Raw genomic sequence first — 23,220 nt, 5'->3', positions numbered from 1 at the left:
ATGAACTATTATCGTACCATAAACAGATCAAATCCTAAACCGGAAAAGCTCCAGTGATACAATCTGCGTGCCACCGAAAAAAAATCTTGACGGAAGTAACTGTAACAAATATTATTATAGTTATTCAACCAATGGGAGATGAGGCAGCATATGAACAGCGATTTCACAATAGCCGTGCACAGTCTATCCTATTTGGCTCATTTGCCTTTACATATAGCGCCAAGCGACCGCATTGCCAGAAGCGTATCCGTCCATCCCGTAAGGGTGCGCAAGGTACTCAGCATGCTGTGCAAGAAAGGGTATATTAAATCCAAAGAGGGTGCCGGCGGCGGGTTCGAGCTCAACTGCAGGCCGGAAGAGGTCACGCTGGATGAACTGTATCTGCTTACCTCGGAAGGATCGTTGAAGCCTAAATTCCCGAATCCCAATACGCAATGCCATATTGGGGCTAATATTGAAAGTGCCATGGATGGTATTTTTATTTCATTGGAGGATCAGGTGGGCAGCTATCTGCACAACTATACCATTGCCGATATTCTTAAGCGCGTGGAGCTGCAATCCAGGCTTTAATTTTTTTTGTTCTTTACTGTAATATTTAATATTACAGTAAAGAAGTTATTATCCATTCAGGGGGAACAAATGATGACAGAGGCTGCAAAAGCAACAAAGCTTTACTATGGATGGATCGTCGTGCTGATTGCCTTCTTGGCTTTGCTCGTCTCCGCGGGAATCAATTCGATTCCGAGTGTGCTAATGCTCTCGTTCGAGAAGGAATTCGGCTGGGACCGGGCATCCGTCTCGGGCGCTTTATCCATCAAGATCCTGCTGTATGGGCTTATGGGGCCATTCTCAGCCGCGCTTATGGCGCGTTTCGGCATTCGCCGGATGATGGTCATCGCCATGATTCTGCTGGCAGGCAGTCTCTCGCTGACACCCTTGATGACATCGCTCTGGCAGTTTTTTCTGCTCTGGGGAGTTATGGTCGGGCTGGGCACCGGCATGATGGCCAATGTCCTTGGCGTAACTGTAGCAAACCGCTGGTTCGTCAAGCATAAAGGCTTGGTTGTGGGGCTGCTTACGGCAAGCGCCGCCACGGGGCAGCTGCTGTTTCTCCCTTTACTGGCGCAAATTACGACGGCGATTGGCTGGAGAGCTTCCATTTATACGACCGTAGCGGTTCTTGTGCTGCTCATCCCTGTGGTTGCCATATGGATGAGAAATCACCCGTATGATGTCGGAGCGGCTCCTCTAGGCGAGGTCGAGGTTACACGACCGGCTCCATTCAGAGGAAATTTATTTCTTGCGCCGCTGCAGACGCTTGCTTCCGCTTCCCGGAGCGGAACCTTCTGGCTGCTCGCCGGGACCTTCTTCTTCTGCGGGTTTTCCACCAACGGGCTGATCGGCACCCATCTGATTCCAGCCTGCGGCGATTTTGATATTCCCATTGTCATAGCGGCAGGGCTGCTGGCGTTGATGGGAGTATTCGATCTTGTAGGCACGACGCTCTCCGGCTGGCTGTCCGACCGGTTCGACAGCAGATGGCTGCTGTTCTGGTATTACGGACTGCGCGGTCTTTCCCTGATCTTCCTGCCCACCGCTCTCAGTATGGGCTACACCCAGCTGCTGATCTTCGCGGTATTCTACGGATTGGACTGGATTGCCACTGTTCCGCCGACGGTCAAGATCACCTCCGATGTATTCGGAAAAGAAAAGGCGGGAATGGTATTTGGCTGGATCGTCGTTGCTCATCAGGTAGGGGCTTCCACTGCCGCTTATGGGGCAGGGGTGCTGCGCGACTGGCTCGGCAGCTATACCGTTCCGTTCGTGATGGCCGGATTTGTCTGCTTGTTTGCGGCCGTGATGGCCGTGCGGATTCGAAAATCCGTCAGGATGGCTCACGCTGTAGGAGCCTGATGGCGTTTATATAGATAACCGGTGATTAGCTGGCGGAGCCTGCGGAAGCCGCCTGATGAAGTGTTAGAGTATGAACGCGGCTTCCATCTGAGCAGCCATGCTTGTCACAGGGTTTTATGGATAAGGCGGCCTCTTCCCGGTCTGAGACCAGGAAGAGGCCGCCTTATTGTTGTTTCGCCGCAGTCTGCTGCCAAGGATACGGCTGTCTCAAGTAAAAATTTGGTCAAAGGCCCGCGGTTGGTTATACTGTAATTGGAGGAGGCAACGTACGACAATCCAAAATATGAGGTGATCCATACATATGACAAGCAAGACAAGCGCAGTCATTGAGCGTTCCTTACAAAATCTGTTGGAAGACGCCGCTTATTTGCCGGTTTTACAGGACGAAATCAGAGCGAAAGCCTTCAAATCTCTGGCCTCCATACTATCTACTCCCAATCGCATGCACAAATCCTTTCTGCGCGTTCCGCTGGACAATGGCGAGGTGACGAGGATTCCCGCTTTTCGGACTCAGCATAACGATACGCTGGGGCCCTATAAAGGGGGCATACGCTTCCATGAATCGGTGAACGAGGATGAAGTTATTAATTTGGCTGCGTTAATGACGCTTAAAAACGCGCTCCATGAGGTCCCGTTTGGCGGCGGAAAAGGCGGGGTTGCGATTAATCCGCGAAACTATTCCGCACGCGAGCTGTACCTCATCTGCAAAAAATATGTCCAGTATTTCAGCGATATTTTGGGACCCGACAAGGATATTCCAGCGCCTGACGTTGGCACGGGCGAACGCGAAATGGACTGGATGATGGCTGAATATAAAAGCATTAATCCCGGAAAGCCCTATCGCGGCAGCTTCACGGGCAAAAGCGTCATTAACGGAGGCTCCCTGGGAAGAAGGGAAGCGACCGGCAAGGGCGTTTATTTCACCTTCCGCTATTTGCTCCATGATTTTCTTCAGGGACAGCAGGGGTTTGCAGGCAGCAGCAACTCCTTCGCCCAGACCGTTATGGCTCATGCCGGCCGACCGCTGAAGCTGGCCGTTCAAGGGTTCGGCAATGTCGGTTCCGTCGTGGCCCTGGAAGCCTACCAGTGCACGAAGCTGCAGAATAAAATTGTGGCGGTCAGCGACCGCAACAGCACTTTATACAATGCCGAAGGCCTGGACATTCCTGCTCTTATCGGCTATGCACAGACGCATCATGGCGATCTGCCGTATACGCCGGAAGGGCTTGCCGAAGCGAATGTCAAAGCGGAAATCCGGGGCAGAGAGGATATTCTCTATCTGGATGTCGAGGTTCTGGTACTCGCGGCGCTGGAGGATCAGATACGCGCTGATAATGTGGAGCGCATCAAAGCCAGCTTCATTGTAGAGGGAGCGAATGCTCCGGTTACGGGTGATGCGGATCAGATATTGCTGGATAAAGGCTGTATCGTCATACCGGATATTCTGGCGAATGCAGGCGGCGTCATCGTCTCGTATTTTGAGTGGCTGCAGGGCCGCGAGACGCAATTTTACAGTGAAGCGCAGGTATTTGAGCTGCTTCATGACAAGATGAAATCGACCATGAACGCGATTTACCCCGGTTACTTCGGGAACAGCCGCTCGCTGCGTCAAATCTGCTATACCCACGCGGTCATGAAGCTGTCGACCAATCTGTATATTCAGGGGAAGCTGTACTAAAGCCAGGATTCATGCTAGTAAATATAAATGATGAACGGGAGGCTGTAACGATGAATGAATTGATCAAAAAAGCATTGGCGCTCGGCGTAGGCATTACGATTACAAGCAAGGAAAAGGTCGAGAAGGCGGTCGAAGAGCTGGTGAAAAAAGGGGAGATCGCCCCTGGCGACTCCAAGGAGCTGCTGAACCGCCTGATACAAAAGGGCGAGGACGAGCAAAATGAGCTCAAACGGATCGTGCGGGAGCAGCTGAAGCTGCTGCTGGTTGAATTGAATGTCGCTACCAAGGATGATATTCTGCGCCTGGAATCCCAGATCAAGGATCTGAAGGTTGAGAAAGCAGATGTGAGCGAAGTTCAGACAGAGGGACAGTCCGGGAAGCAGCAAGAGGATCAGGCGTAGGCGTCAAGGCCAACTGAAAGGAAACCAGCCCTATGTTCGGTAAACGAGTGCGTCACATAAACCGGTATCGGGATATCGCAATAGCTTTGATTCGCAACGGTTTTGGTTTTATCGTGGAGGAAATTGATATTTTCCATATGCTTTCCCTTCCCGCAAGGATCATGAAGCAATCCGAGAAAACGCCCAAATTATCGCTATGGGAGCGGATCGGGAATGTCATTCAGGATTTGGGTCCGACCTTCGTCAAGCTCGGACAGATCGGAAGCACGCGTTCGGATGTGCTACCGGAAGAGATGATCAAGCAGCTGGAAAAGCTTCAGGATCAGGTTGAAGCTTTTCCTTTTTCCGATGTACAGGCCATCATCGAAGCGGAATCCGGTATGCGTATGGAGGAGATTTTTGCTGATTTTCATCAAGTGCCTACGGCTGCCGCCTCCATTGGCCAGGTTCATGAAGGCAGGTTGACCAGCGGAGAACGGGTAGCGGTCAAGATTCAGCGCCCAGGCATCGCCGAAACGGTCAAAACCGACCTGGAGATACTCCGCAATCTGGCTGCCATTATGGAGAACCGGTTCGATTGGGCCAAAAAATATCAAATTCAAAAAATGATTGAAGAATTCGGCAAATCGCTGATTGATGAGCTGGATTACAAGATCGAAGGAAAGAACACGGAGCTCATAGCCGCTCAGTTCGAGAAGGACGTCAATATTTATATTCCCGAAGTGTACTGGGCGTATTCTTCAGGCAAGGTGCTGGTGATGGAGTTTGTCGAGGGCATTAAGGTCAGCGACAACGAGCAGCTGATGAGCAAGAATTATAATAATAAAATTATCGCTGAACGCCTCATACAAGCGGTTCTGCATCAAATTTTTATTGAAGGATTCTTCCATGCGGATCCGCATCCCGGCAATCTGCTGGTGCTGCCCGGCGAGGTTGTCGCTTTTATCGATTTTGGGATGGTCGGACGGCTTACGCCGGAGATGAAGCTTCATTTTTCCAACTTGATTATTGGGCTAATGCGCAAGAAGACCGACGCCATTATAAAGTCCCTATTCGATATGGGGGTAATTACCGAGCATGTCGATAAGGATGAGCTTCGAAAAGATGTCAATCAAATGCGCGATAAATATTATGGAGTCGCTCTCAGCGAGGTCAGTCTCGGCGAATCGGTGCAGGACCTGTTCGATCTGGCCTACCGCCATCAAATCCGCATCCCCGCCGATTTAATTCTTCTTGGCAAGACGCTGCTGACGATGGAAGGCGTTGTCGAGAAGCTGGACCCGGAGATCAGCATCATTCAGATAGCGGAGCCCATTGGCAAACGACTGATTAAGGAGCGCTTCAACCCGAAAAATATCGGAGAACGGCTGTGGAAGGACGTATCCGATTACCGCGAGATTCTGGTCGATTTTCCGAAACAGATCAAAGGGCTGCTGAACGTCGTGAATAACGGCAATTTGAAGCTGGAGATCAGCGTATCGGGTATTGACGGCATCCTGAAGAAGCTGGACCGGATCAGCAACCGGCTGTCAATCAGCCTTGTGCTGCTGTCCTTCAGCATCATCATGCTGGGTCTGATCATCGGTTCTTCCATCAGTCACCAAAACAGCATGCTGTGGAACATCCCTGCGATCGAGATCGGTTTTGTCATCGCGGGGTTTCTGTTTATGTGGCTGCTCTATTCGATCTTCAGATCAGGACGGTTCTGATGACCTCTTCCGGAACGCTGGAGTACTCGGCAGGATAGCCGTTAAGGTTCATTTTCTGACTGAAATTGTCCCGATTGACGTGGAATTGAGCAGATGATTATGGCATACTGTTACGTGAGATGATCAAGGGAAGGCTTAACTTGAAATATAACAAAGTATCATACTTTGCTTATATTTCTGAGAGAAGAAACTTTGACATAGCTACAGAATGGATGGCTTCAGCCGTTTCTTCTTGTACGGGACAGTATGCTGTAACACCATATCGCTTAAGGAGGTTCGACCATGTCAATTGAATCAAGTTACGAAGACGCCCGAAAGCTGTATGCAAAGCATGGAATCGATGTGGACGAGGTTCTGCGCAAGCTTGCCCAGATCAAGATTTCCGTCCACTGCTGGCAGGGCGACGATGTCCGGGGCTTCCTGTTTCAGGATCAGGAATTGACCGGAGGAATTTCGGTAACGGGTAATTACCCGGGGGCTGCGCGCACGCCTCAGGAATTACGTTCGGACTTGGAGAAAGCGTTCTCATTAATTCCTGGCAAGCATAAAGTCAATTTGCACGCAATCTACGCCGATACGAACGAAAAGGTGGATCTGGACCAGCTGGAGCCCCGCCATTTTCAATCCTGGGTCGATTGGGCGAAGACACAGGGGCTGGGGCTGGATTTCAATCCGACCTGCTTCTCCCATGAGAAATCCGCGGACGGTTTTACATTGAGCCATCCGGATGAGGAAATCCGGAGGTTCTGGATCGATCATTGCAAAGCCTCGCGCAAAATCGGCGCTTATTTTGGCGAGCAGCTGGGTCAGACCTGTGTGACCAATGTTTGGGTCCCGGACGGCTACAAGGATATTCCCGCCGACCGGCTCGCGCCGCGCCGCCGCCTTATGGAAGCGCTCGATGAAGTGTTTGCGGAGGAGCTTGATCCGAAGCATAACCTTGATGCGGTGGAGAGCAAGCTGTTCGGTCTCGGTGCGGAAGCTTATACGGTGGGTTCCCATGAATTTTATATGGGCTATGGCATCAAGAATGATAAGCTGATCTGTCTGGACGCAGGACATTTTCATCCGACAGAAGTGATTTCCAACAAGCTTTCCTCACTATCGCTGTTCACCAGCGGCATTCTGCTGCATGTCAGCCGTCCGGTCCGTTGGGACAGCGACCATGTCGTTGTGCTTGACGACGAGCTGCTGGACATCGGCCGGGAGCTTGTGCGCAATGAGCTGCTGGATACCACACATATCGGACTGGATTTCTTCGATGCCAGCATCAACCGTGTGGCGGCATGGGTGATCGGGACGCGCAATACAATTAAAGCCTTGCTGCGGGCCATGCTGGAGCCGGCTGAAGCGCTGAAGCAGGCGGAGCTCGAAGGGGATTATACGACACGTCTGGCATTGGCTGAAGAGTTCAAATCCTATCCATTTGGAGCGGTATGGGATTACTACTGCGAGCAAAGCGGGGTTCCGGTTCGCGAGGAATGGCTGGCCGAGGTCAAATCGTATGAAAAATCCGTACTGCCGGGCCGCGGGGATTCGGCGCCCGTCGTACATCAATCATAGCAGGAAGAGGCTGCCTGCTTATCCCCCATAATTGCGGGAGGACAGCAGGATTGCAGAGTTTCTCTTCCGGAAAATGTGTTTATGCCATGCTGGTCCAGAGCAACAGTCAATCGGTAATATTCTTAGTGTAATAGGCAATAATATCTTTACGGCGGATAATTCCGATGAATACACGGTCATTGTTCACGACAGGCACGAAATTCTGATCAGCCGCCAGGGCCAGCATATCCTCCATCTGCGCATTAATCGAGACGCATTCATTATGGATGCGTTTCTTTATTTCGGTTACGGGCACCTGCTGCATATTATCAAAGGTAAGACCCGGGGTATTCTTCAGCTTCCACAACAGATCGCCCTCCGAGAGGGTGCCGATATATTTGCCGTCGTCGTCAATAATGGGAATTGCCGAGTAATGATGATGCTCCAGCTGATCCATCGCTTCCTTCATGGACATGGAAGAAGTGATGAAAGCAACCTTGTCTTTGGGAAACAGGAATGAAGAGATTTGCATATGGCCTGAGCTCCTTTGCTGTAGATTTTATATTGGCTCTCTTTTATTAAAACATACTTTACGACTAAATAGTGTGTTAAATGGTGCCATGGAGAATTTAGATATTAGATCATTTCACTGGGAAAATGACCATACACTACTTAATATATGGTCATAAGGGGTGTATGCGTCTATGCGGATTATGCTGGATACGGCTAAAGCATTGCTGTTGGCAGCGGAGAAGAAGGCCCGGGAGATCGGGGTATCTGAGGACATCGCGATTGTTGATGAAGGAGGCAATCTGATTGCTTTTCACCGCATGGATTATGCCCGTATTGCCGGGATCGATATCGCCCTGAACAAGGCATGGACCAGTGTGGCGATGAAAATGCCGACAGTCAATCTGTCCCAGGCGGCACTTCCCGGCGGACCTTCCTTCGGCATTAATACAACGAATAACGGGCGGATTGTCATCCTGGGGGGAGGGATTCCTCTCATCAAAGATGGCCGGATATACGGAGGAGTCGGGGTGAGCGGCGGAACAAGCGATCAGGATATAGAGGTTGCCACTGCCGCAGTTCAAGCTTACGACAGCATGCGCGCGGCAGACAGTCCCCGTCCCCTGCAGGCACGCATAGGCTCGTATACGCAGAATACGTAATTTTCGCTCTATCTGGATAAAAGCAGCTGCACAACAAGCGCTCCCCTGCATGACAGGGCAGCGCTTGTTTTTATATTGGCTAAAAGCCAATCAAGCAATCATAAGGATTAATGATGATTTGGATAACAGATCGGAATTCCCGGAGCTATATAGTTAACCCTATAAACCATAATGAAATCAAGTCATCCGCCTGGGGAGAGATACAATGACACTAGCAAATACAAGCAGCATCAGGCTGCATAATGGTATGGGATTCACACAGGGGCTGGCAATCACCTTGCTGCTTGCCGCGGCTGCAAAATTTTTGGCGATGCTGCCGTTTCTAAGCATTATGGGTCAGCTTGTGATCGCGATTTTGCTTGGCGTCGTCTGCAAAGCTATATTCAGGATGCCGGAATCTGCAGTTGGCGGAATTTCCTTCTCTAGCAGGAAGCTTCTGCGGTACGGCATTATTTTATTAGGCATGAGACTTAACTTGTCCGATATTGTTCATGCTGGACCCAAAGTATTGGCCATTGCGGTTATTGATGTGTTTTTTACAATTCTGGTTGTGTACGGTCTGACGAGGTGGCTAAACGTTGATAAGAGGCTTGGCCTGTTAACGGCATGCGGGACTGCAATTTGCGGAGCCGCCGCAGTGGTGGCAATCTCGCCGCAAATGAAGGCAAATGAGGAGGAAACGGCTGTTGCCGCTGCGACGGTTGCGATTCTCGGTACGATTTTCACCTTAATCTATACCTTCGTATATCCCATTTTGGATTTAAGTCCTTCAGGCTACGGTATTTTCACGGGAGCTACGCTTCATGAGGTCGCTCATGCCATTGCCGCTGCCGCACCAGGTGGGCAGGAAGCGGTTGATCTTGCGGTGATTGTGAAGCTGACACGCGTGGTCATGCTGGTGCCGGTGGCAATGGTTATCGGAATCTGGGCCGCGCACAAGCAGCGCCGTTATGCAAGCGGAGCCGAAGGCCGCACAAGCTGGAGGGAGATCCCGTTCCCGTGGTTTATTCCCGGCTTCCTGCTCATGTGCGGGGTGAATACATTAGGTATCATTCCTGCGGCGATTAGCGCACAGATGATTATCGCAGCTTATCTGCTGCTGGCAATGGCGATGGCAGGCCTTGGTCTTGGAGTGAACATCGGTACCTTCCGCCGACTGGGTATGAAACCCTTTGCCGCAGGAGGGATAGGCTCGGTGCTGCTATCGGTCCTCGGCTTCCTGCTTGTGCATGCATTCGGCTTGGCCTAACAAGACATACTTCGCATTCCGGAAATGGAGGACAGCGAGGAGAGAACCGGGACGGATGGTATCTTCGGGGCCCGGAGCAAAGTGTCAACCCCAATTACGGAAGGACAGGAACGCTGCTTCGCTTTTCACCTGCACGGGTTCGTGCCCGGGTTCGGGCACCGACAAAATAAATCACTTCCACAACCGCAATCGCACCTGCCATGTCCATCAGCACATGCTGTTTGACAAATAAGGTCGAGGCGATAATAAGGATGGACATGCCTGATACCGCAAAGCGGATATACCGGTTGATTCCGGGTGACGAGATAAAGGCTTTCATCATGCAGTAAGAGGTCAGCACATGCGTGCTCGGGAAGCAGTTGAAGGGTTCATCCATGCTGTAGACATATTGAACGAGCCGGTCCAGCCAGTCGTTGACGACCAATTCCGGGCGCGGCACATGGGTCTGGTATACGGCATAGACCAGATAGCAGACGACGAGCCCGATATTGAAGCGCAGCAGTGTGTGCATATACAGATGTCGATTCTGCAAGGCAAGATAGACAAAGCAGGCTAAAATAAAGACGAACCAGGCCAAGTACGGCAATATGAATATTTTCAAGAACGGAATTTGCTGATCCAGATCGGTTACAAGGCTGAACGTATGCTCGCCTCTGCTGTGATTCAGATAAATATAAGCGATGCTGAGCAGGGGGATGGACAGCAGCAGGCTGAGCGCCAGCAGGTGATTTTTTAACAGGTTCCATTTCTTATACATAAGCAGTCACTCCGTTTCGAATTTTCCAGCCTGCCTGGTGCGGTGCTGCCGTACTCTTGCAGGTGTATACAGAATAAACCATGAAGAATGGCTTGCGTAACGTCCTCAGGTTGTAATTCATCTAAGACCGGAAGGCAGTTGACGCTTCAGACTCTCTAAGACCGTGGTCTTATACAAGATCAGATCCAGGTACGTATGGAAAAAGCGCCGTCTGATGATAAAATGGGATGGTTAGGCATCGTCTTACAGGAGGTTGTTGCGGTTGAAGAAGCTAATCGGCGCTCTGCTCCTGCTGGGCGGCCTCATTATGATAGGAGCTTCCTTCCCCGGAGAAGGCTTGACGTGGAGAAGTCAGGTGACGCGGATTGCCGTCCCGGTGACGATTGAACAGATTTCGATCAAGTCTTCAAATGCAGACATCCGCATTGTTGCGGATGACGATTCGCAAGAAATGGAAGCAGCACTCCATGGCAGCGGCACGTTAAGCTTCAAGCAAGAGGGGATTTCAATCGACGTCCTTGTGGAGGATAAGGCCAAGGGCCTCCTGCCGACCGGCTCCACCCTCGACATTCATATTCCAAGCTTCTATAAGAATAGCTTGATTGCGGAAGTCAGCGATGGGGATATCCATGTGTACGGACAATCGGAAGATGCCCGGATGGTCCTGAATAAGCTTGCGATAACGATACAGTCAGGTGATGTGAATGTGAGCGATGTGAATGCGGAGCGGCTCGATTTCAAAGCGTATACATCCAAATTTTCGGGAGAACGGCTGCACGCAGGCCATGCCTCATTCGATATCGTAACGGGTAAAATCAATCTTGATCACTATTCAGGCGATTATACCGCTGCTATCGTGACGGGCAAGATGAATGCATCGAACATTGCCGGCGGCGTCGGAAAAGTGAATCTGACGGCAGGCAAAATCAATCTGGACCGCTATTCGGGGGGATTGCATGCCGAAGTCACTGATGGCGACGTGAATGCGCGGCTGGACAAGCCGGAAGGATCCATTGCTATCAATATTCTCGAAGGCGATGCCACTCTGTCTCTGCCTGAGCAAGCGGACATTGAACTGGATGCGGCAGCCCAAGGCGGAAGCGTAAACGCTGATTATCCGTTCGACAAGATTATCAATCAGGGCGACAGGCAACTGCATGCTTCCAGCGGAACGGGCAAGGTCCCGATTGACATACATGTGCAAGCCGGCGATGTGAATATTGGGCCTGATTCCTGAAGAAAGAAGGAAACAAGATGCTTAAACGACTGCTCATTCATCCGTTCATCGGATATATCGCCGTCTGCGCCGGTATCTATTGGATCATTGCGGGAACAGGCTACGGATATTACGATCCCATAATCTGGTTCAGTCTGGGCTCGCTGTTGTCCACTTTCCGCTCCCGTATTAGGTGGGCAGCCATTATCCCGTGGACAATCACGCTGGTTTTGCTGTCGCAAGGACTGGATCTGGATCTGCCAGGTGTGCTTGCCGGTGCGGCCCTGATCTATGCGGGTTATATTCTGCTGCTGAATAAACGGTCGTTTCTGCAAAATAAACCGGAAGCCGGAAACCGGAATCGCGGCGCTGCCAGCCGGGTCCCGCTGCGCGAGCGATTCGGAGATGTATATATCCGTCCGGTGGTATTAACGGATCTGTCCGTTCCGAGAGGGATTGGCGATGTGCATATCGATCTGTCTCAAGCCATCGCGGCGGAAGGGGAGCAGGTTATTACCGTGGACCGTTTGCTCGGCAATGTGACCGTATATCTCCCCTATGATCTGGCAGTCCATGTGGATATTACGGTATATTATGGGTCGCTGGATGTTCTGGGCCGCAATCGTGAGGGAGTGAATCCCCGATTCCGGATGGAAACGGCGAATTATCCGCAAGCCGGCAGGAAAATAAATCTTGTCATGAGCTCAATGATCGGGGATATGGTTGTGAGGTATTTATAACATGAAAATGAACCGGCTGATCAGCATCAGATGGAAGCTTACCCTATATGCAATCGGTTTCTCGCTGCTTATGTTCGCCGCTGCTTTATGCGGAATCATCATCTTCTATAAATTGGATTTTCGCCTGTTATGGTGGATCGAGAAGAAAAACATTCCGGTCGTCGTCATCCTGGGCGCTGCTGTCGCCCTGTTTGGGGCGATTACGGGATGGGCCTACGGCAATACGCTGAAGAAAAGAATGGGGCGGCTCCTGGAATCCATCACCCTGTTCGAGAGAGGGAATTTCTCCCATCGTCTGCAGATGCGGGAAGGCGAGGACGATGAGGTTGGCTTGATGGCCCAGCGTCTTAACGAAATGGCCGGCCATATTGAACGGCAGGTTGCTTCCCTGCAGAAGCTGTCGACAGAGAAAGCGGAGATGGGTGAGCAGCTGAAGAAATCGGCAATCGTCGAAGAAAGGCAGAGGCTGGCGCGCGAGCTTCATGATGCGGTCAGCCAGCAGTTGTTTGCGATTTCGCTGATGACCTCGGCGCTCGTGGAAAGCGCGGATTTGAATGCGGAGAAACCAAGGAAGCAAATCGAGATGGTTGAGAAAATGGCAGGAAATGCGCAAAATGAAATGCGGGCGCTGCTCAGGCAGCTTCGTCCGGCGACACTGGAGGGGAAATCGCTGAAGGGAGGTCTCGAGGAGCTTCTGGAGGAGATGGCGGACAAGCAATCACTCACGATACGGTCCGAGATTGAACTCGTGGAGGGACTCCCAAAAGGCGTCGAGGATCATCTGTTCCGCATCACCCAGGAAGGATTGTCCAATATTCTCCGGCACTCGGAAGCCACTTCCGCAACCGTGAGGCTTGGCTTGTACAACCATCAGGTGCATTTGCGGATAACGGATAACGGCATTGGTTTTGATCGGGATGCGGCCAAGTCCTCCTCGTATGGATTAAAAACCGTGCAGGAGCGGGCCAATGAAATTGGAGGCGTGGCGACTGTAGTTTCATCCCCGGGCAAAGGGACACAAGTGGATGTGAAGGTGCCGATTATCGGGAACGAAGGAGATAAGCAGCCATGAGCATAAAAGTAGTGTTGGTTGACGACCATGAAATGGTGCGGATGGGTTTATCCAGTTACCTGGACATACAGACCGATATTGAGGTTGTCGGTGAAGCAGCCAGCGGAGAAGAGGGCGTCAAGCTCGTCAAGGAATTGAAGCCGGATGTGGTTATTATGGACCTGGTCATGAAGGGAATGGGCGGCGTGGAAGCGACCAGGCAAATATGCCAGCTGGCGGATGCGCCGCAGGTGATTGTTCTTACCAGCTTCATGGATGACGATATGGTGTATCCGGTTATTGAAGCGGGAGCACTCAGTTATTTGCTTAAGACTACAAAAGCCCGTGAAATTGCCGCTGCGATCCGCGCCGCGGGCAGAGGAGATTCGGTATTGGAAGCGGAAGTGACCGGCAAAGTGCTATCCAAGATGCGCCGCGCGCCGCAGAAGCTGCCCCATGATGCGCTGACGGCGCGGGAAATTGAGGTGCTGCGCCTGATTGCGGAGGGAAAAACCAATCACGAGATCGCAGCAGAGCTGGCGATCGCCGTCAAGACCGTCAAGACGCATATTACGAATATATTCGCAAAGCTTGAGGTGGACGACCGCACCCAGGCGGCGGTGTACGTGCACCGGAACGGTCCTCTTTAATAAGTTGACTCGCATACACAACAGAATCATTGAACACTTCTCACATGCTTAATCGAGGAGTGTTTTTTACTGGAAGACCATCGGCTCCGGGAGCGTGATTGCAGACTATTTTGCGCTGGAGGGAATGCTTGTGCATCGTACAAGGGAATAATGATAAGCTGGGGATAGACCCGATTGAGCGGAGGAGCTGAAGCCATGAACGATACGATTGTAACCGCCATAACAAAAGCAAAAAACAGGCAGTCCTTGTTTCATTTTACAAGGGCGGGCAATCTGCCGGCTATCGCCCATTTCGACGCTCTATTGTCCAGCAGTCAAGCAAGCCGCGACATTTCCGGCGAGCGCCGGCTAAAGCCCGTAAACGTGAATTATAATGGTCAATCCATCATCGTGAATACACATCTCAGGATTCCAGGCAGTATGATTGATCCTGCAACAACTCTGGAACAATTCCGGGCTTGTCTGGACCGGCATGTGTTTTTCTGGCCAACTTTAAAGGATTGTCAGAAAATGATGGACACCTATGCGCGAAGAGAACCGGATGAACGGTTCGCCGTGCTGGAATTTGATGCATATGCTTTGATGGCGGGGCATTATTCCGCAGTGAGGCTCTCCAAGTATGACTCGGGGAGCTCGCCGCGTTATCCCAATCTCTGCTCCTATAGAAAAAGTCCGGCCATGTTTCTGCCCCTGGACCGCTTCCAATCGGTATTGAATAACCTGGTGCCAGGGAAGCCGTCTGAAATACGGGAGGTGCTGGTTGAAGACAGGGTGATGAACGTCTCGGAGTATTTGAAGGCGGTTTATGTGGATCAAGTGGAGGATGTGCCGGAGCGGTGGATGGAGCTGACCAGGAAATTGGAAGAGTTGAAATAGTCTGACGATCCATTTTGCTTAAAGTCGGTATGATTGCCGATCTCCGATACTACTGTTGTTAGCTGCATATTAAATTATGCCCATGCGTTCTTGCTTGGAGAAAGTAAGCGAGAAATCTTAATCAGCACGTACATTTGTCATCCTTCGATGGCTAATAACGAATTAAGCGGACCCTTGGCTGCTGCTTTTTTGTACAACAGAATTGCAAATTGGTCAAATCGCCGCTATACGTACCGTTTCGTGTTTGTGCCGGAGACCATTGGCAGTATTGCCTACCTGCATCGGTTCGGCAAACAAATGAAAGAGCGTACCCATGCGGGACTCGTCCTGACCTGTTTGGGCGGACAAAAGAAATTAAGCTATAAATTATCACGTTCCGGCAAAAATCCGCTTGATCAAATATGGCAGCAAATGATTGCCCATGGTCAATATGAGGGGGGTACAAGACCGTTTACTCCGGAATTCGGCCCGGACGGTTTATGGCCATTACCAGGGGTATCATAATTCGCTGGATACCAAAGAATCCATGACGATAGAGGCGATTCAACAAAGTATTGATGAGCTGGAATCTCTTTTACAGATGAATGAAGCGGAAGGCTGCTATATCAATCAATTCCCATATGGGGAAGTGAAGCTGGACAAACATGATCTGTATCCTGACATGAACGCTCCTGCAACCAGATTTTTATCTTCCAATGAAATCGTTGATAGCCGTACGCAGCTTAATCGCATTTTAATGCTGCTGAATTATTCAGACGGCAAACACACGTTACTGGATATAGCAGAACGGAGCAAATGCAATATTGACGGCCTTATGCCGTACGTGCAGAAGCTGGTGGAGAAGGGATTGTTGAAAGGACCGTTCCATGAGAAAGGAAGAGTGCTAGGGTGAAAATGATATTTCTTACAGGGTCTCATCCCCGCCATTTATATGCAGTCAAAAATTATACGATGAACATTTACTTTCGGGATTATTAATCGAGGTCCGTGAGGAATTTATGCCCGTTCCCGATGATCAGTTATCCCTGATAGACAGACAAAATTTTGAGCGGCATTTCCTGGACCGGCAAACAAGTGAGGAGCAATTCTTCGGATCGTTGGATTCCTCCTATTTTAGCGGCATCCCGGTTTATCCTGCAACGAAAGAAAATCTTAATGATGAGCAAACAAGGCAGTGGATACAAAATCTTCAGCCCGATATTGCTGTCAGCTACGGCATCCATAAGCTCAATGAAGATATGCTGGCCAGCCTTCCCGCTTATGCCTGGAATATTCATGGAGGGCTGTCTCCCTGGTACAGGGGAAATACCACGTTATTCTGGCCTTTTTATTTCCTGAAGCCGAGCTGGACAGGCATGACCATCCACAAGCTTACCTCCAAGCTGGATGGAGGCGGCATTATCCATCATTCCGTTCCTGTTCTGGAACGCGGAGACGGCATACATGATGTCGCCTGCAAGGCGGTCATACAAGCGTCGGAGGATTTAATTAAGCTCCTGCAGCTTGTTAGCGAAGGCCTGCCGATCCATGCCGTTCCGCAAAAATCGAATGGGAAATTATTTACTTCGGCCGACTGGATGCCCCAGCATCTAAGAATGATCTATAACACATTTAATAATGATATTGTGGATCAATATCTGGATGGGAAGCTTGAAGGCGCAGAGCCCAAATTAATCAAGGCCTTTTAGACCACATCGTTTTCGGACAGATTGGCAGGCGCGGCTTGCAAAACGTACAAATCCCGTCCGGTGTCAGTCTGGCGCTGGTTGAAGACAAATCATAAAAAAAGAGCAGCAGAGCAGCAAAAGAGCAGAGCCTCCAAACCGAGGTTCTGCTCTTCTGCTCTTTTCACTGACTTAATATCTGCAAGTCTCATCGAAGATCATGAAATGATGGGCATCATAAATAAAGAACCGCTGGAAAATAAAATAAGGTGTCCTACACTTGGAATTCCGATGCTGTCAGCGTGCCAGCTCGCGCCTTACTACGGGTGCGACTTTAGCAGCCAGCAATTCAATCGCCTTCGCTACCTTGGAGTAAGGCATCCCTCCAATATCGAGCTGGGCCATATACCGGCTGTGGCCGAAAAGCTCATGCTGGTGCAGAATGGTCTCGATCAGCTCCTGTGGGCTGCCGACAGCAAGCGCGGTGCCGGGTCTGGCTGACTGCTCGAACTCGGTACGGGACATTCTTCCCCTTCCGGTCCGCTTACCCAGAAATTGCTCGAAATAGCTGCTGTAATACGGAAAAAATTCATCCCTCGCAAGCTGGGAGGTTTCGGCCACATAACCGTGGCTGGAGACTGCGACCTTCAGCTTCGATGGATGATGACCCGCTAATTGTCCTGCCTGCCGGTACATATCAACAAGGGGCTTTGCCCGCTCGGGAGGTCCGCCGAGCAGCGCAAGCGCCATGCCAAGTCCAAGCCGGCCCGCATTCACGGCGCTCTCCGGTGTTCCTCCAACACCTATCCATATGGGCAATTCAGGCTGCTTCGGACGCGGAGCAATCTCCAGATCGTTCAGAGCGCTGCGGTAACGTCCGCTCCAGGTGATCCGCTCTTGCTCGCCGAGCTTCATAAGCAGGCTGATTTTCTCGGCAAATAGATTGTGATAATCGTCAAGATCGTAGCCGAACAGCGGGAAGGAGTCCACGAACGCTCCACGCCCCGCAATAATTTCAGCGCGTCCGTCCGACAGCAAATCTACGGTGGCGAAATCCTCGAACAACCGGACCGGATCAATGGTACTCAGTACTGTGGTCGCGCTGGTCAGCCGGATTCGCTTCGTGACCTGTGCGATTGCGGCCAGTACGACCGAGGTGGAGGATACGGCAAATTCCAGCGTATGATGCTCGCCTACGCCAAAGATATCGAGTCCCGCCTCATCGGCAAGCACAGCGGCGTCCACGATTTCCCGGATGCGCTGCCGTGCAGGGATGATTCCCCCGCCGTCCGGATTGGGAACCAGATCCCCGAAAGTATATAGGCCGATTTCAAAAATGGGTGCTTTGATTTCTGCATTCGTTTGATGATTTTCCACTACTGCACCTGCTTTCAGTTCAAGTATGATGTGACTCTTAGATAGTCCGCCTGCCAGTGATGCTATTATGTATCCAGAACAATATATTGGGAAGTAGGCACATTTAAGTGTCACGGTATCATGGGGGAAACCATCAAGAGGATCATGCCGGAGAAGAGGCATGATCCTCTTTATAATTACCTGCTGAGGATTGAGTTATGCCTTCTGTTTGAAGTTAACCATATCCCGGGTTTGATTTATGGATTGCAAGGTAGCAGGATAAAAGTTGGTGACGTTTCTTTGAAATCGATGGCTATAAGGCATGAAATAAAGACACTGACAAACCGTCGGTGTCTTTTTCAGTTTTTACGGTAGTGCCCGGCTCGCCGCCTGAGATGGTCTACATCCGATGTTATTTCTATATATTTTATATAAATATAGATGATGAGAATTGGGAGGAAGCCCATGATTACGATCAGTCTATGCATGATTGTCCGCAATGAGGAGAAAATTCTGGAGCGCTGCCTGTCCGGTGTCAAGGATATTGCTGATGAAATAATCATTGTAGATACGGGATCAACGGATAAAACCAAGGAAATCGCCGCCGCATGGGGAGCGAAGGTCTACGATTTCGAATGGATCGACGATTTTGCGGCAGCGAGAAATTATTCCTTCAGCAAAGCGGCATGCGAATACATTCTGTGGCTGGACGCCGATGATTACATTGAGGAGAAGGACCGGACGCTTCTCAAGGAATTGAAGGCATCGCTCAAACCCGATATCCAATCGGTAAGCATGGCATACAATCTTGCCTTTGACAGTGAGGGGAAGGTAACCTCCAGCTTGAGACGCAACCGTCTGGTAAGACGCGATTGCCATTTTCTGTGGTTGGGGCCAGTGCATGAATATCTGGCGGTATTCGGCAGTTCGCTTGCCAGCGAAGTATGCATCACCCATCAGAAGGATAAGCCGCACACCGACCGGAATTTACGGATATACCGCAAGCGTGCCGAACAGGGAGAAGCGTTCTCCCCACGGGATTTATATTATTACGCGAATGAGCTTCGTGAACATGCTTTCAATGAGGAAGCTTGCGATTATTACGAGCGTTTTCTGGCAACCGGACTGGGGTGGATTGAAGATAATTTTCAGGCTTGCCTGAAACTGGCCGAATGCCGGGAACGGCTGGGGGATAAACAGATGCAATTTGCAGCCCTCTGCAGAACTCTCCAGTATGATATTCCGCGGTCCGAGTTCTGCTGTAGGCTTGGATCGTATTTCTTCGCGGATAACCGTTATATCCAGGCCATTTACTGGTACGAGCAAGCCATAGCTCTGCCGGATCGTGAGGAGTCGATGGGAATGAAGGACACGGTTTCTTCCACCTGGCTGCCCCATCTGCAGCTGTGTTTGTGTTATGACCGATTGGGGGATTCGCACAAAGCCAACTACCATAATGAAGTGGCCTTGCATTACTATCCGTCACATCCAAGCATGATTTACAACAGAAATTATTACAAAGAATTGCTGGGTGCCGGCTATGTGGAGCTTACATGGCCAGGAGGTGAGAACAAGTAAAGGGGTGGGGATATGAAGACGAGTATTGTTATTCTCACTTATAATCAGCTTGCGGTGACGGCGGATTGTCTGGACAGTATTAGACGATGCACATCAGAAGATTACGAGCTCATCGTTGTTGACAATGGTTCCACGGACGGCACGGTTGACTTTCTTAAACGTCTTGATAACATCGTCCTGATTGCCAACAAGCATAATCTCGGCTTTGCCAAAGGCTGCAATCAAGGTCTTGAGGTGTCAGCAGGGGACAACATTCTATTTCTCAATAACGATACCATTGTCCCCACAGGCTGGTTAATGCCTTTAATCGAAGCTCTGTATAGCAGCGACCTGGTCGGAATGGTAGGTCCGGTAACGAACTATGCCAGCGGTAATCAACAAATCGCGGTGGACTACAAGGCTATTGAAGATATGGAGAGCTTTGCGAAAAGCTACTGTGAACAACGTAGAGGAAGGGTCCTGGAGGTACGCCGTCTCATTGGCTTTTGCCTGCTTGCCAAACGCAGTGTTCTTGAAGATATCGGACACTTCGACGAACAATATGGTTTAGGCAATTATGAAGACGACGATTTATCCTTGAGAGCGATCCGCAATGGCTACAAATTGCTGATTGTACAGGATTCCTTCATCCACCATATCGGACATGCGAGCAGCAATCAGCTGCCGGCAATGAATTTACAGAATCTGCTTATAGAAAACAAAAAGAAGGCGGAGAGCAAGTGGGGGGCTCCCATTCGAGAACTAATCGAGAAGGATCCCATCCGGCTCAGTTTATGCATGATATCAAATAATGACGCGAAGCGGCTGGAAGCCTCGCTTTCGTCGACAGCCGGACTTGTTGATGAAATTGTTGTGCTGGATCGGGGATCCACGGACCATACGGTGGAAATCGCAAAACGCTTCACCAGGCATGTTTATACCTTCACTGGAAAGGTCGACTATCGTCTGGCATGTCAATTTATACATAAAGCCGCATCGGAGCCGTATCTCTTGTGGCTGAAGCCGGGGGATGCTCTTGACCCCACTGGACAAAGAAAGTTTGCCGGCCTGAAGCTTTCGCTCAATAACGAATTTGATGTCGTCTCTTTTTGGCACAAGAATGAGCTGCGCTACATAATCCGCAGGGCTGCTGGATTTCTTTTGCCCCGGGAGGTGGATGCTGCCGGGGCCAAACCCCGATACCGTTATGATAGCCGTATCACGATCTGAATGAAGTCGGGGCTTTGAGAGATTCCTCTCAAGGTCCCATTCTATTGCATTAGCTGTCAGCAGAAATACAAGCTTAATTTCTATACCAGACTGGCATCTATTATTTGGGTCTACAGCTGCCCTGATTTAGAAAATTGAGGCAAATGCCAAGACATAATCTTGTAAACTTCATATATTGTAAAGATGATAGAGAGACAGCAGCCAGACAATCCATAACGGAATTTCAGTTAGGAATTTTGTGGGACTGCTCACGATTTCAGAGAGGGAGTGCATCGTATGATTATAGAACCATTAGGTCCGACGGGGCCGAAGGGAGATTCTGATCTTCAAGGTCCGAAAGGGGCAGGACCTGCAGGCATGATGGGGTATCCCGTTTCGGGAACCGGTGCTGGAGTTGTTGGACCGGCTGGAGCCCAGGGAGCTGCCGGCAATTCATCTGCGGGAGCGCCAGGACCGGCTGGCCCCATAGGGCCGATGGGGTATGGTCCGGGAATAATCCCGGTCATGGGCTATAACCGCTCAATGTCACCGGTCGTATTTCCTTCAGGAACGCCCGGTTCGTGGGTAACCTTGAATACGATTCATAATTTGCTTGTATCGACGGATCAGCTGGTCGTTAAGCTGGATGCCGCTTTTCAGCTTGCCTTTAGCAGCCCGCCAGGTTTGCCCCGTGTACTGAACATTACGTATCAAATTCTTCGAAATGGTGACCCCGTCTATTCCAACGCGGTTATCTATGATCATACCAGAACCGGCAGCTCCATTAACTTCAAGGGACCCGTCTCCCTGACATTCGTTGACGAGCCGCCGTCTGCTGGCTCCTATACCTACACGCTGCGCGCGCGGGTAGAAAGCCAGATTGGCGGTTATAATCCAACCGTGAGCGAACGCGATTTCAATGCGTCCGTATTCCAAACGTCCACTTCTCCCAATTACGTTTATGTCGCGCATTTATCCCCCGATGAATCCACTGCATTGATCTCTTATGTGGATCCCGTGACCAATACCATTACCGGTGCGTCAGTTCCTGTTGGTGTGGCTACCGGAGGAGTACCGGCCAACCTGCTGAACCTGGCGATAAGCCCGGACGAGACACAGCTGTATGTAGCCAATTTAGTAGACAGCTCGCTTTATGCAGTCCACTTATTGACCAGAGAAGCGGTCAAAATATATACATTTGAACAATCCTGGTATACGAATGCCATGCTGGTGACCCCGGATAATAACTATCTTTACGTAGCCGATCTGCACTCCGGTATTGTAAAAGTCTTTGATGCAGTCAATAAACAATTTCTGTACGATCTTCACACCTCATCAGGTGAAAATGTATCGCTGACCGTATCACCCGACAGCAGCACTGTATTTGTGGCTATCAATAATATGGCGTGCACTCCTTCGGCGAGAGGCATCGTGGACGCAATTCCTGTAGGAACACAGTCGGTTACGCATGATATTTTTGCAAGTCTTGCAAGCCAATACGGATCACCCGCCTATATGGAGCAAGTCATTCCTTTTGCGGTTGTCGGGTACCAGGGAGCATATCAAATTCAGGCTTTGAATGTCCAAACTCAAGATCACAGCCCTGGTGATATCTTCTCGGCTCCTGTAAACGATCTGTTCAATAATCAGCGCATCACCCATCCACTATTGCAAAGTCCGCTCAGCATGACCGGATTACCCAATAATTCAAGGTATATCATCCAATCGGATGTTGATAAAATAATTCGAATGAACGGAAATACCGTCATTGAGTCGATCGACAGCTATACGGACCAAAGAGAAATTGCCTTGACCCCCGATCGAAAGCGGATCTGTGTCCTAATTAGAAGTTCAATAAATCAACAGCAGTCAGGGCTGCAAGTCATTCCGGTCGTTCCCGCCGGTATCTCAACGCCTCCAAGCGCCTTTATTCCCCTTGCCAGCTCCGGAGGAATGACAATTACAGCGGATAGTAAATACGCCTATTCATTGACTTTTTATCCTAACCCCAGCTTCGTCAATGTCTATAGTGCAAATCTGATCAGCAAGACTGCAAGGGAGCCTTTGGCTATGCCGGGGCAAGTTCATGCGGTAGTGGCCAGCTATACGAGGCACTCCGTAATTTCTGTATCGTCTATGGAGGGTTAATACTCCAAACTCCGCTATTTCTTGAGGATAGGGGACGTGCGAAGTCCAAGCACGTCGCCCTATTTTTTGTATTCCGCGATTTTCTATCAATATGCCTCTTTTATTGACTTGAATCAACGCAAAGAGATCGGGAAGTTATCCCAGGAGAATTATCACTTGGATGTATATACATATCCGCTGGCTTTTGCGGAACGGAGGGAAGGACTATCCTGATTCATGGGACAAAATGGAAAATATGTATTCTGGATGAATGATGAGAAGTTGTAAATAAATAACGTCAAAAAAGAACGGGAATGAGTGTTCATGCGTATTTTATTCCTATAATATCAGC

22 protein-coding genes are annotated in these 23,220 nt (G+C 50.2%); 19 read left to right on the top strand and 3 right to left on the bottom strand.

Translation table 11 applies throughout. The annotated features are described in order from the left end of the window. The first annotated feature begins 150 nt into the window (after nt 1–150). From AC0YNV_RS26085 to rhaA, 6 genes are all read left to right on the top strand, one after another. Nucleotides 151–570, top strand: a complete 420-nt coding sequence (locus AC0YNV_RS26085) for an Rrf2 family transcriptional regulator (protein ID WP_210040439.1) — start codon at nt 151–153, stop codon at nt 568–570. A 69-nt stretch (nt 571–639) separates the two neighbouring features. Continuing rightward, nucleotides 640–1,914, top strand: coding sequence for an MFS transporter (locus tag AC0YNV_RS26080; protein WP_475770633.1), 1,275 nt, complete (start codon nt 640–642; stop codon nt 1,912–1,914). Between the two features lie 301 nt (nt 1,915–2,215). After that, a complete protein-coding gene (locus AC0YNV_RS26075; RefSeq protein WP_475770632.1) occupies nt 2,216–3,592 on the top strand; it encodes a Glu/Leu/Phe/Val family dehydrogenase in 1,377 nt (458 codons plus the stop codon). Between the two features lie 50 nt (nt 3,593–3,642). Continuing rightward, a complete protein-coding gene (locus AC0YNV_RS26070; protein ID WP_475770631.1) occupies nt 3,643–3,993 on the top strand; it encodes a phasin family protein in 351 nt (116 codons plus the stop codon). A gap of 32 nt (nt 3,994–4,025) precedes the next feature. Continuing rightward, complete coding sequence (locus tag AC0YNV_RS26065) at nt 4,026–5,702, top strand: ABC1 kinase family protein (protein WP_475770630.1); 1,677 nt, start codon at nt 4,026–4,028, stop codon at nt 5,700–5,702. Between the two features lie 282 nt (nt 5,703–5,984). Then, complete coding sequence (gene rhaA / locus AC0YNV_RS26060; RefSeq protein WP_475770629.1) at nt 5,985–7,265, top strand: L-rhamnose isomerase; 1,281 nt, start codon at nt 5,985–5,987, stop codon at nt 7,263–7,265. Between the two features lie 106 nt (nt 7,266–7,371). Here rhaA and AC0YNV_RS26055 read toward each other — a convergent pair whose 3' ends face one another. Further along, on the bottom strand, nt 7,372–7,776 hold the full coding sequence (locus AC0YNV_RS26055; RefSeq protein WP_210040449.1) for a CBS domain-containing protein: 405 nt from the start codon (nt 7,774–7,776) through the stop codon (nt 7,372–7,374). Nucleotides 7,777–7,948: 172 nt separating this feature from the next. Between AC0YNV_RS26055 and AC0YNV_RS26050 the strand changes: the two genes are divergently transcribed. Then, nucleotides 7,949–8,416 carry a GlcG/HbpS family heme-binding protein gene (locus AC0YNV_RS26050; RefSeq protein WP_210040451.1) on the top strand — a complete coding sequence of 156 codons (468 nt, stop codon included), beginning with the start codon at nt 7,949–7,951 and terminating at the stop codon, nt 8,414–8,416. A gap of 205 nt (nt 8,417–8,621) precedes the next feature. After that, nucleotides 8,622–9,665 carry a YeiH family protein gene (locus AC0YNV_RS26045; protein ID WP_475770628.1) on the top strand — a complete coding sequence of 348 codons (1,044 nt, stop codon included), beginning with the start codon at nt 8,622–8,624 and terminating at the stop codon, nt 9,663–9,665. Nucleotides 9,666–9,759: 94 nt separating this feature from the next. Here AC0YNV_RS26045 and AC0YNV_RS26040 read toward each other — a convergent pair whose 3' ends face one another. Further along, nucleotides 9,760–10,422: a phosphatase PAP2 family protein gene (locus tag AC0YNV_RS26040; RefSeq protein ID WP_475770627.1), complete on the bottom strand. Its 663-nt coding sequence runs from the start codon at nt 10,420–10,422 to the stop codon at nt 9,760–9,762. 262 nt (nt 10,423–10,684) lie between these two features. Here AC0YNV_RS26040 and AC0YNV_RS26035 point away from each other — a divergent pair, with 262 nt between their 5' ends. From AC0YNV_RS26035 to AC0YNV_RS26000, 8 genes are all read left to right on the top strand, one after another. Beyond that, entirely contained in the window at nt 10,685–11,659 is a 975-nt protein-coding gene (locus tag AC0YNV_RS26035; protein WP_475770626.1) for a DUF4097 family beta strand repeat-containing protein, read from the top strand. Nucleotides 11,660–11,676: 17 nt separating this feature from the next. Next, the gene (gene liaF / locus AC0YNV_RS26030) at nt 11,677–12,378 is read left to right on the top strand and encodes a cell wall-active antibiotics response protein LiaF (protein WP_475770625.1); all 702 of its coding nucleotides are present in this window, start codon (nt 11,677–11,679) and stop codon (nt 12,376–12,378) included. A 1-nt stretch (nt 12,379) separates the two neighbouring features. Continuing rightward, the gene (locus tag AC0YNV_RS26025; RefSeq protein ID WP_475770624.1) at nt 12,380–13,450 is read left to right on the top strand and encodes a sensor histidine kinase; all 1,071 of its coding nucleotides are present in this window, start codon (nt 12,380–12,382) and stop codon (nt 13,448–13,450) included. Next, nucleotides 13,447–14,079, top strand: coding sequence for a response regulator transcription factor (locus tag AC0YNV_RS26020; protein WP_475770623.1), 633 nt, complete (start codon nt 13,447–13,449; stop codon nt 14,077–14,079). Before AC0YNV_RS26025 ends, AC0YNV_RS26020 begins: the two co-directional genes overlap by 4 nt. Before the next feature lie 195 nt (nt 14,080–14,274). Further along, nucleotides 14,275–14,955, top strand: a complete 681-nt coding sequence (locus AC0YNV_RS26015; RefSeq protein ID WP_475770622.1) for a DUF7002 family protein — start codon at nt 14,275–14,277, stop codon at nt 14,953–14,955. Between the two features lie 33 nt (nt 14,956–14,988). After that, entirely contained in the window at nt 14,989–15,459 is a 471-nt protein-coding gene (locus AC0YNV_RS26010) for a DUF4910 domain-containing protein (protein WP_475770621.1), read from the top strand. A 22-nt stretch (nt 15,460–15,481) separates the two neighbouring features. Then, nucleotides 15,482–15,847 carry a winged helix-turn-helix domain-containing protein gene (locus AC0YNV_RS26005; RefSeq protein WP_475770620.1) on the top strand — a complete coding sequence of 122 codons (366 nt, stop codon included), beginning with the start codon at nt 15,482–15,484 and terminating at the stop codon, nt 15,845–15,847. 106 nt (nt 15,848–15,953) lie between these two features. Next, nucleotides 15,954–16,643, top strand: coding sequence for a formyltransferase family protein (locus tag AC0YNV_RS26000; RefSeq protein WP_475770619.1), 690 nt, complete (start codon nt 15,954–15,956; stop codon nt 16,641–16,643). A gap of 273 nt (nt 16,644–16,916) precedes the next feature. On the opposite strand, the gene AC0YNV_RS25995 is transcribed toward AC0YNV_RS26000, so the two are convergent. After that, nucleotides 16,917–17,996, bottom strand: coding sequence for an LLM class flavin-dependent oxidoreductase (locus AC0YNV_RS25995; protein WP_475770618.1), 1,080 nt, complete (start codon nt 17,994–17,996; stop codon nt 16,917–16,919). A 444-nt stretch (nt 17,997–18,440) separates the two neighbouring features. Here AC0YNV_RS25995 and AC0YNV_RS25990 point away from each other — a divergent pair, with 444 nt between their 5' ends. From AC0YNV_RS25990 to AC0YNV_RS25980, 3 genes are all read left to right on the top strand, one after another. Further along, nucleotides 18,441–19,553 carry a glycosyltransferase gene (locus AC0YNV_RS25990; RefSeq protein WP_210040471.1) on the top strand — a complete coding sequence of 371 codons (1,113 nt, stop codon included), beginning with the start codon at nt 18,441–18,443 and terminating at the stop codon, nt 19,551–19,553. Nucleotides 19,554–19,565: 12 nt separating this feature from the next. Beyond that, nucleotides 19,566–20,762 carry a glycosyltransferase family 2 protein gene (locus tag AC0YNV_RS25985; protein ID WP_475770617.1) on the top strand — a complete coding sequence of 399 codons (1,197 nt, stop codon included), beginning with the start codon at nt 19,566–19,568 and terminating at the stop codon, nt 20,760–20,762. A 276-nt stretch (nt 20,763–21,038) separates the two neighbouring features. Beyond that, nucleotides 21,039–22,889: a YncE family protein gene (locus AC0YNV_RS25980; RefSeq protein ID WP_475770616.1), complete on the top strand. Its 1,851-nt coding sequence runs from the start codon at nt 21,039–21,041 to the stop codon at nt 22,887–22,889. Nucleotides 22,890–23,220: the final 331 nt, after the last annotated feature.

The organism is Paenibacillus sp. JT31N11 (assembly GCF_056269285.1).
This window is presented reverse-complemented; position numbering and strand designations above follow the sequence as displayed.

Coding starts and splice junctions, on each gene's coding strand:
- rhaA (WP_475770629.1), top strand. CDS start 5,985: ATGTCAATTGAATCAAGTTACGAAGACGCCCGAAAGCTGTATGCAAAG.
- AC0YNV_RS26055 (WP_210040449.1), bottom strand. CDS start 7,776: ATGCAAATCTCTTCATTCCTGTTTCCCAAAGACAAGGTTGCTTTCATC.
- AC0YNV_RS26000 (WP_475770619.1), top strand. CDS start 15,954: ATGCCCGTTCCCGATGATCAGTTATCCCTGATAGACAGACAAAATTTT.
- AC0YNV_RS25990 (WP_210040471.1), top strand. CDS start 18,441: ATGATTACGATCAGTCTATGCATGATTGTCCGCAATGAGGAGAAAATT.
- AC0YNV_RS25985 (WP_475770617.1), top strand. CDS start 19,566: ATGAAGACGAGTATTGTTATTCTCACTTATAATCAGCTTGCGGTGACG.
- AC0YNV_RS26025 (WP_475770624.1), top strand. CDS start 12,380: ATGAAAATGAACCGGCTGATCAGCATCAGATGGAAGCTTACCCTATAT.
- AC0YNV_RS26065 (WP_475770630.1), top strand. CDS start 4,026: ATGTTCGGTAAACGAGTGCGTCACATAAACCGGTATCGGGATATCGCA.
- AC0YNV_RS26075 (WP_475770632.1), top strand. CDS start 2,216: ATGACAAGCAAGACAAGCGCAGTCATTGAGCGTTCCTTACAAAATCTG.
- AC0YNV_RS26040 (WP_475770627.1), bottom strand. CDS start 10,422: ATGTATAAGAAATGGAACCTGTTAAAAAATCACCTGCTGGCGCTCAGC.
- AC0YNV_RS26015 (WP_475770622.1), top strand. CDS start 14,275: ATGAACGATACGATTGTAACCGCCATAACAAAAGCAAAAAACAGGCAG.
- AC0YNV_RS26085 (WP_210040439.1), top strand. CDS start 151: ATGAACAGCGATTTCACAATAGCCGTGCACAGTCTATCCTATTTGGCT.
- AC0YNV_RS26005 (WP_475770620.1), top strand. CDS start 15,482: ATGACGATAGAGGCGATTCAACAAAGTATTGATGAGCTGGAATCTCTT.
- AC0YNV_RS25980 (WP_475770616.1), top strand. CDS start 21,039: ATGATTATAGAACCATTAGGTCCGACGGGGCCGAAGGGAGATTCTGAT.
- AC0YNV_RS26080 (WP_475770633.1), top strand. CDS start 640: ATGATGACAGAGGCTGCAAAAGCAACAAAGCTTTACTATGGATGGATC.
- AC0YNV_RS26050 (WP_210040451.1), top strand. CDS start 7,949: ATGCGGATTATGCTGGATACGGCTAAAGCATTGCTGTTGGCAGCGGAG.
- AC0YNV_RS26070 (WP_475770631.1), top strand. CDS start 3,643: ATGAATGAATTGATCAAAAAAGCATTGGCGCTCGGCGTAGGCATTACG.
- AC0YNV_RS26020 (WP_475770623.1), top strand. CDS start 13,447: ATGAGCATAAAAGTAGTGTTGGTTGACGACCATGAAATGGTGCGGATG.
- AC0YNV_RS26045 (WP_475770628.1), top strand. CDS start 8,622: ATGACACTAGCAAATACAAGCAGCATCAGGCTGCATAATGGTATGGGA.
- liaF (WP_475770625.1), top strand. CDS start 11,677: ATGCTTAAACGACTGCTCATTCATCCGTTCATCGGATATATCGCCGTC.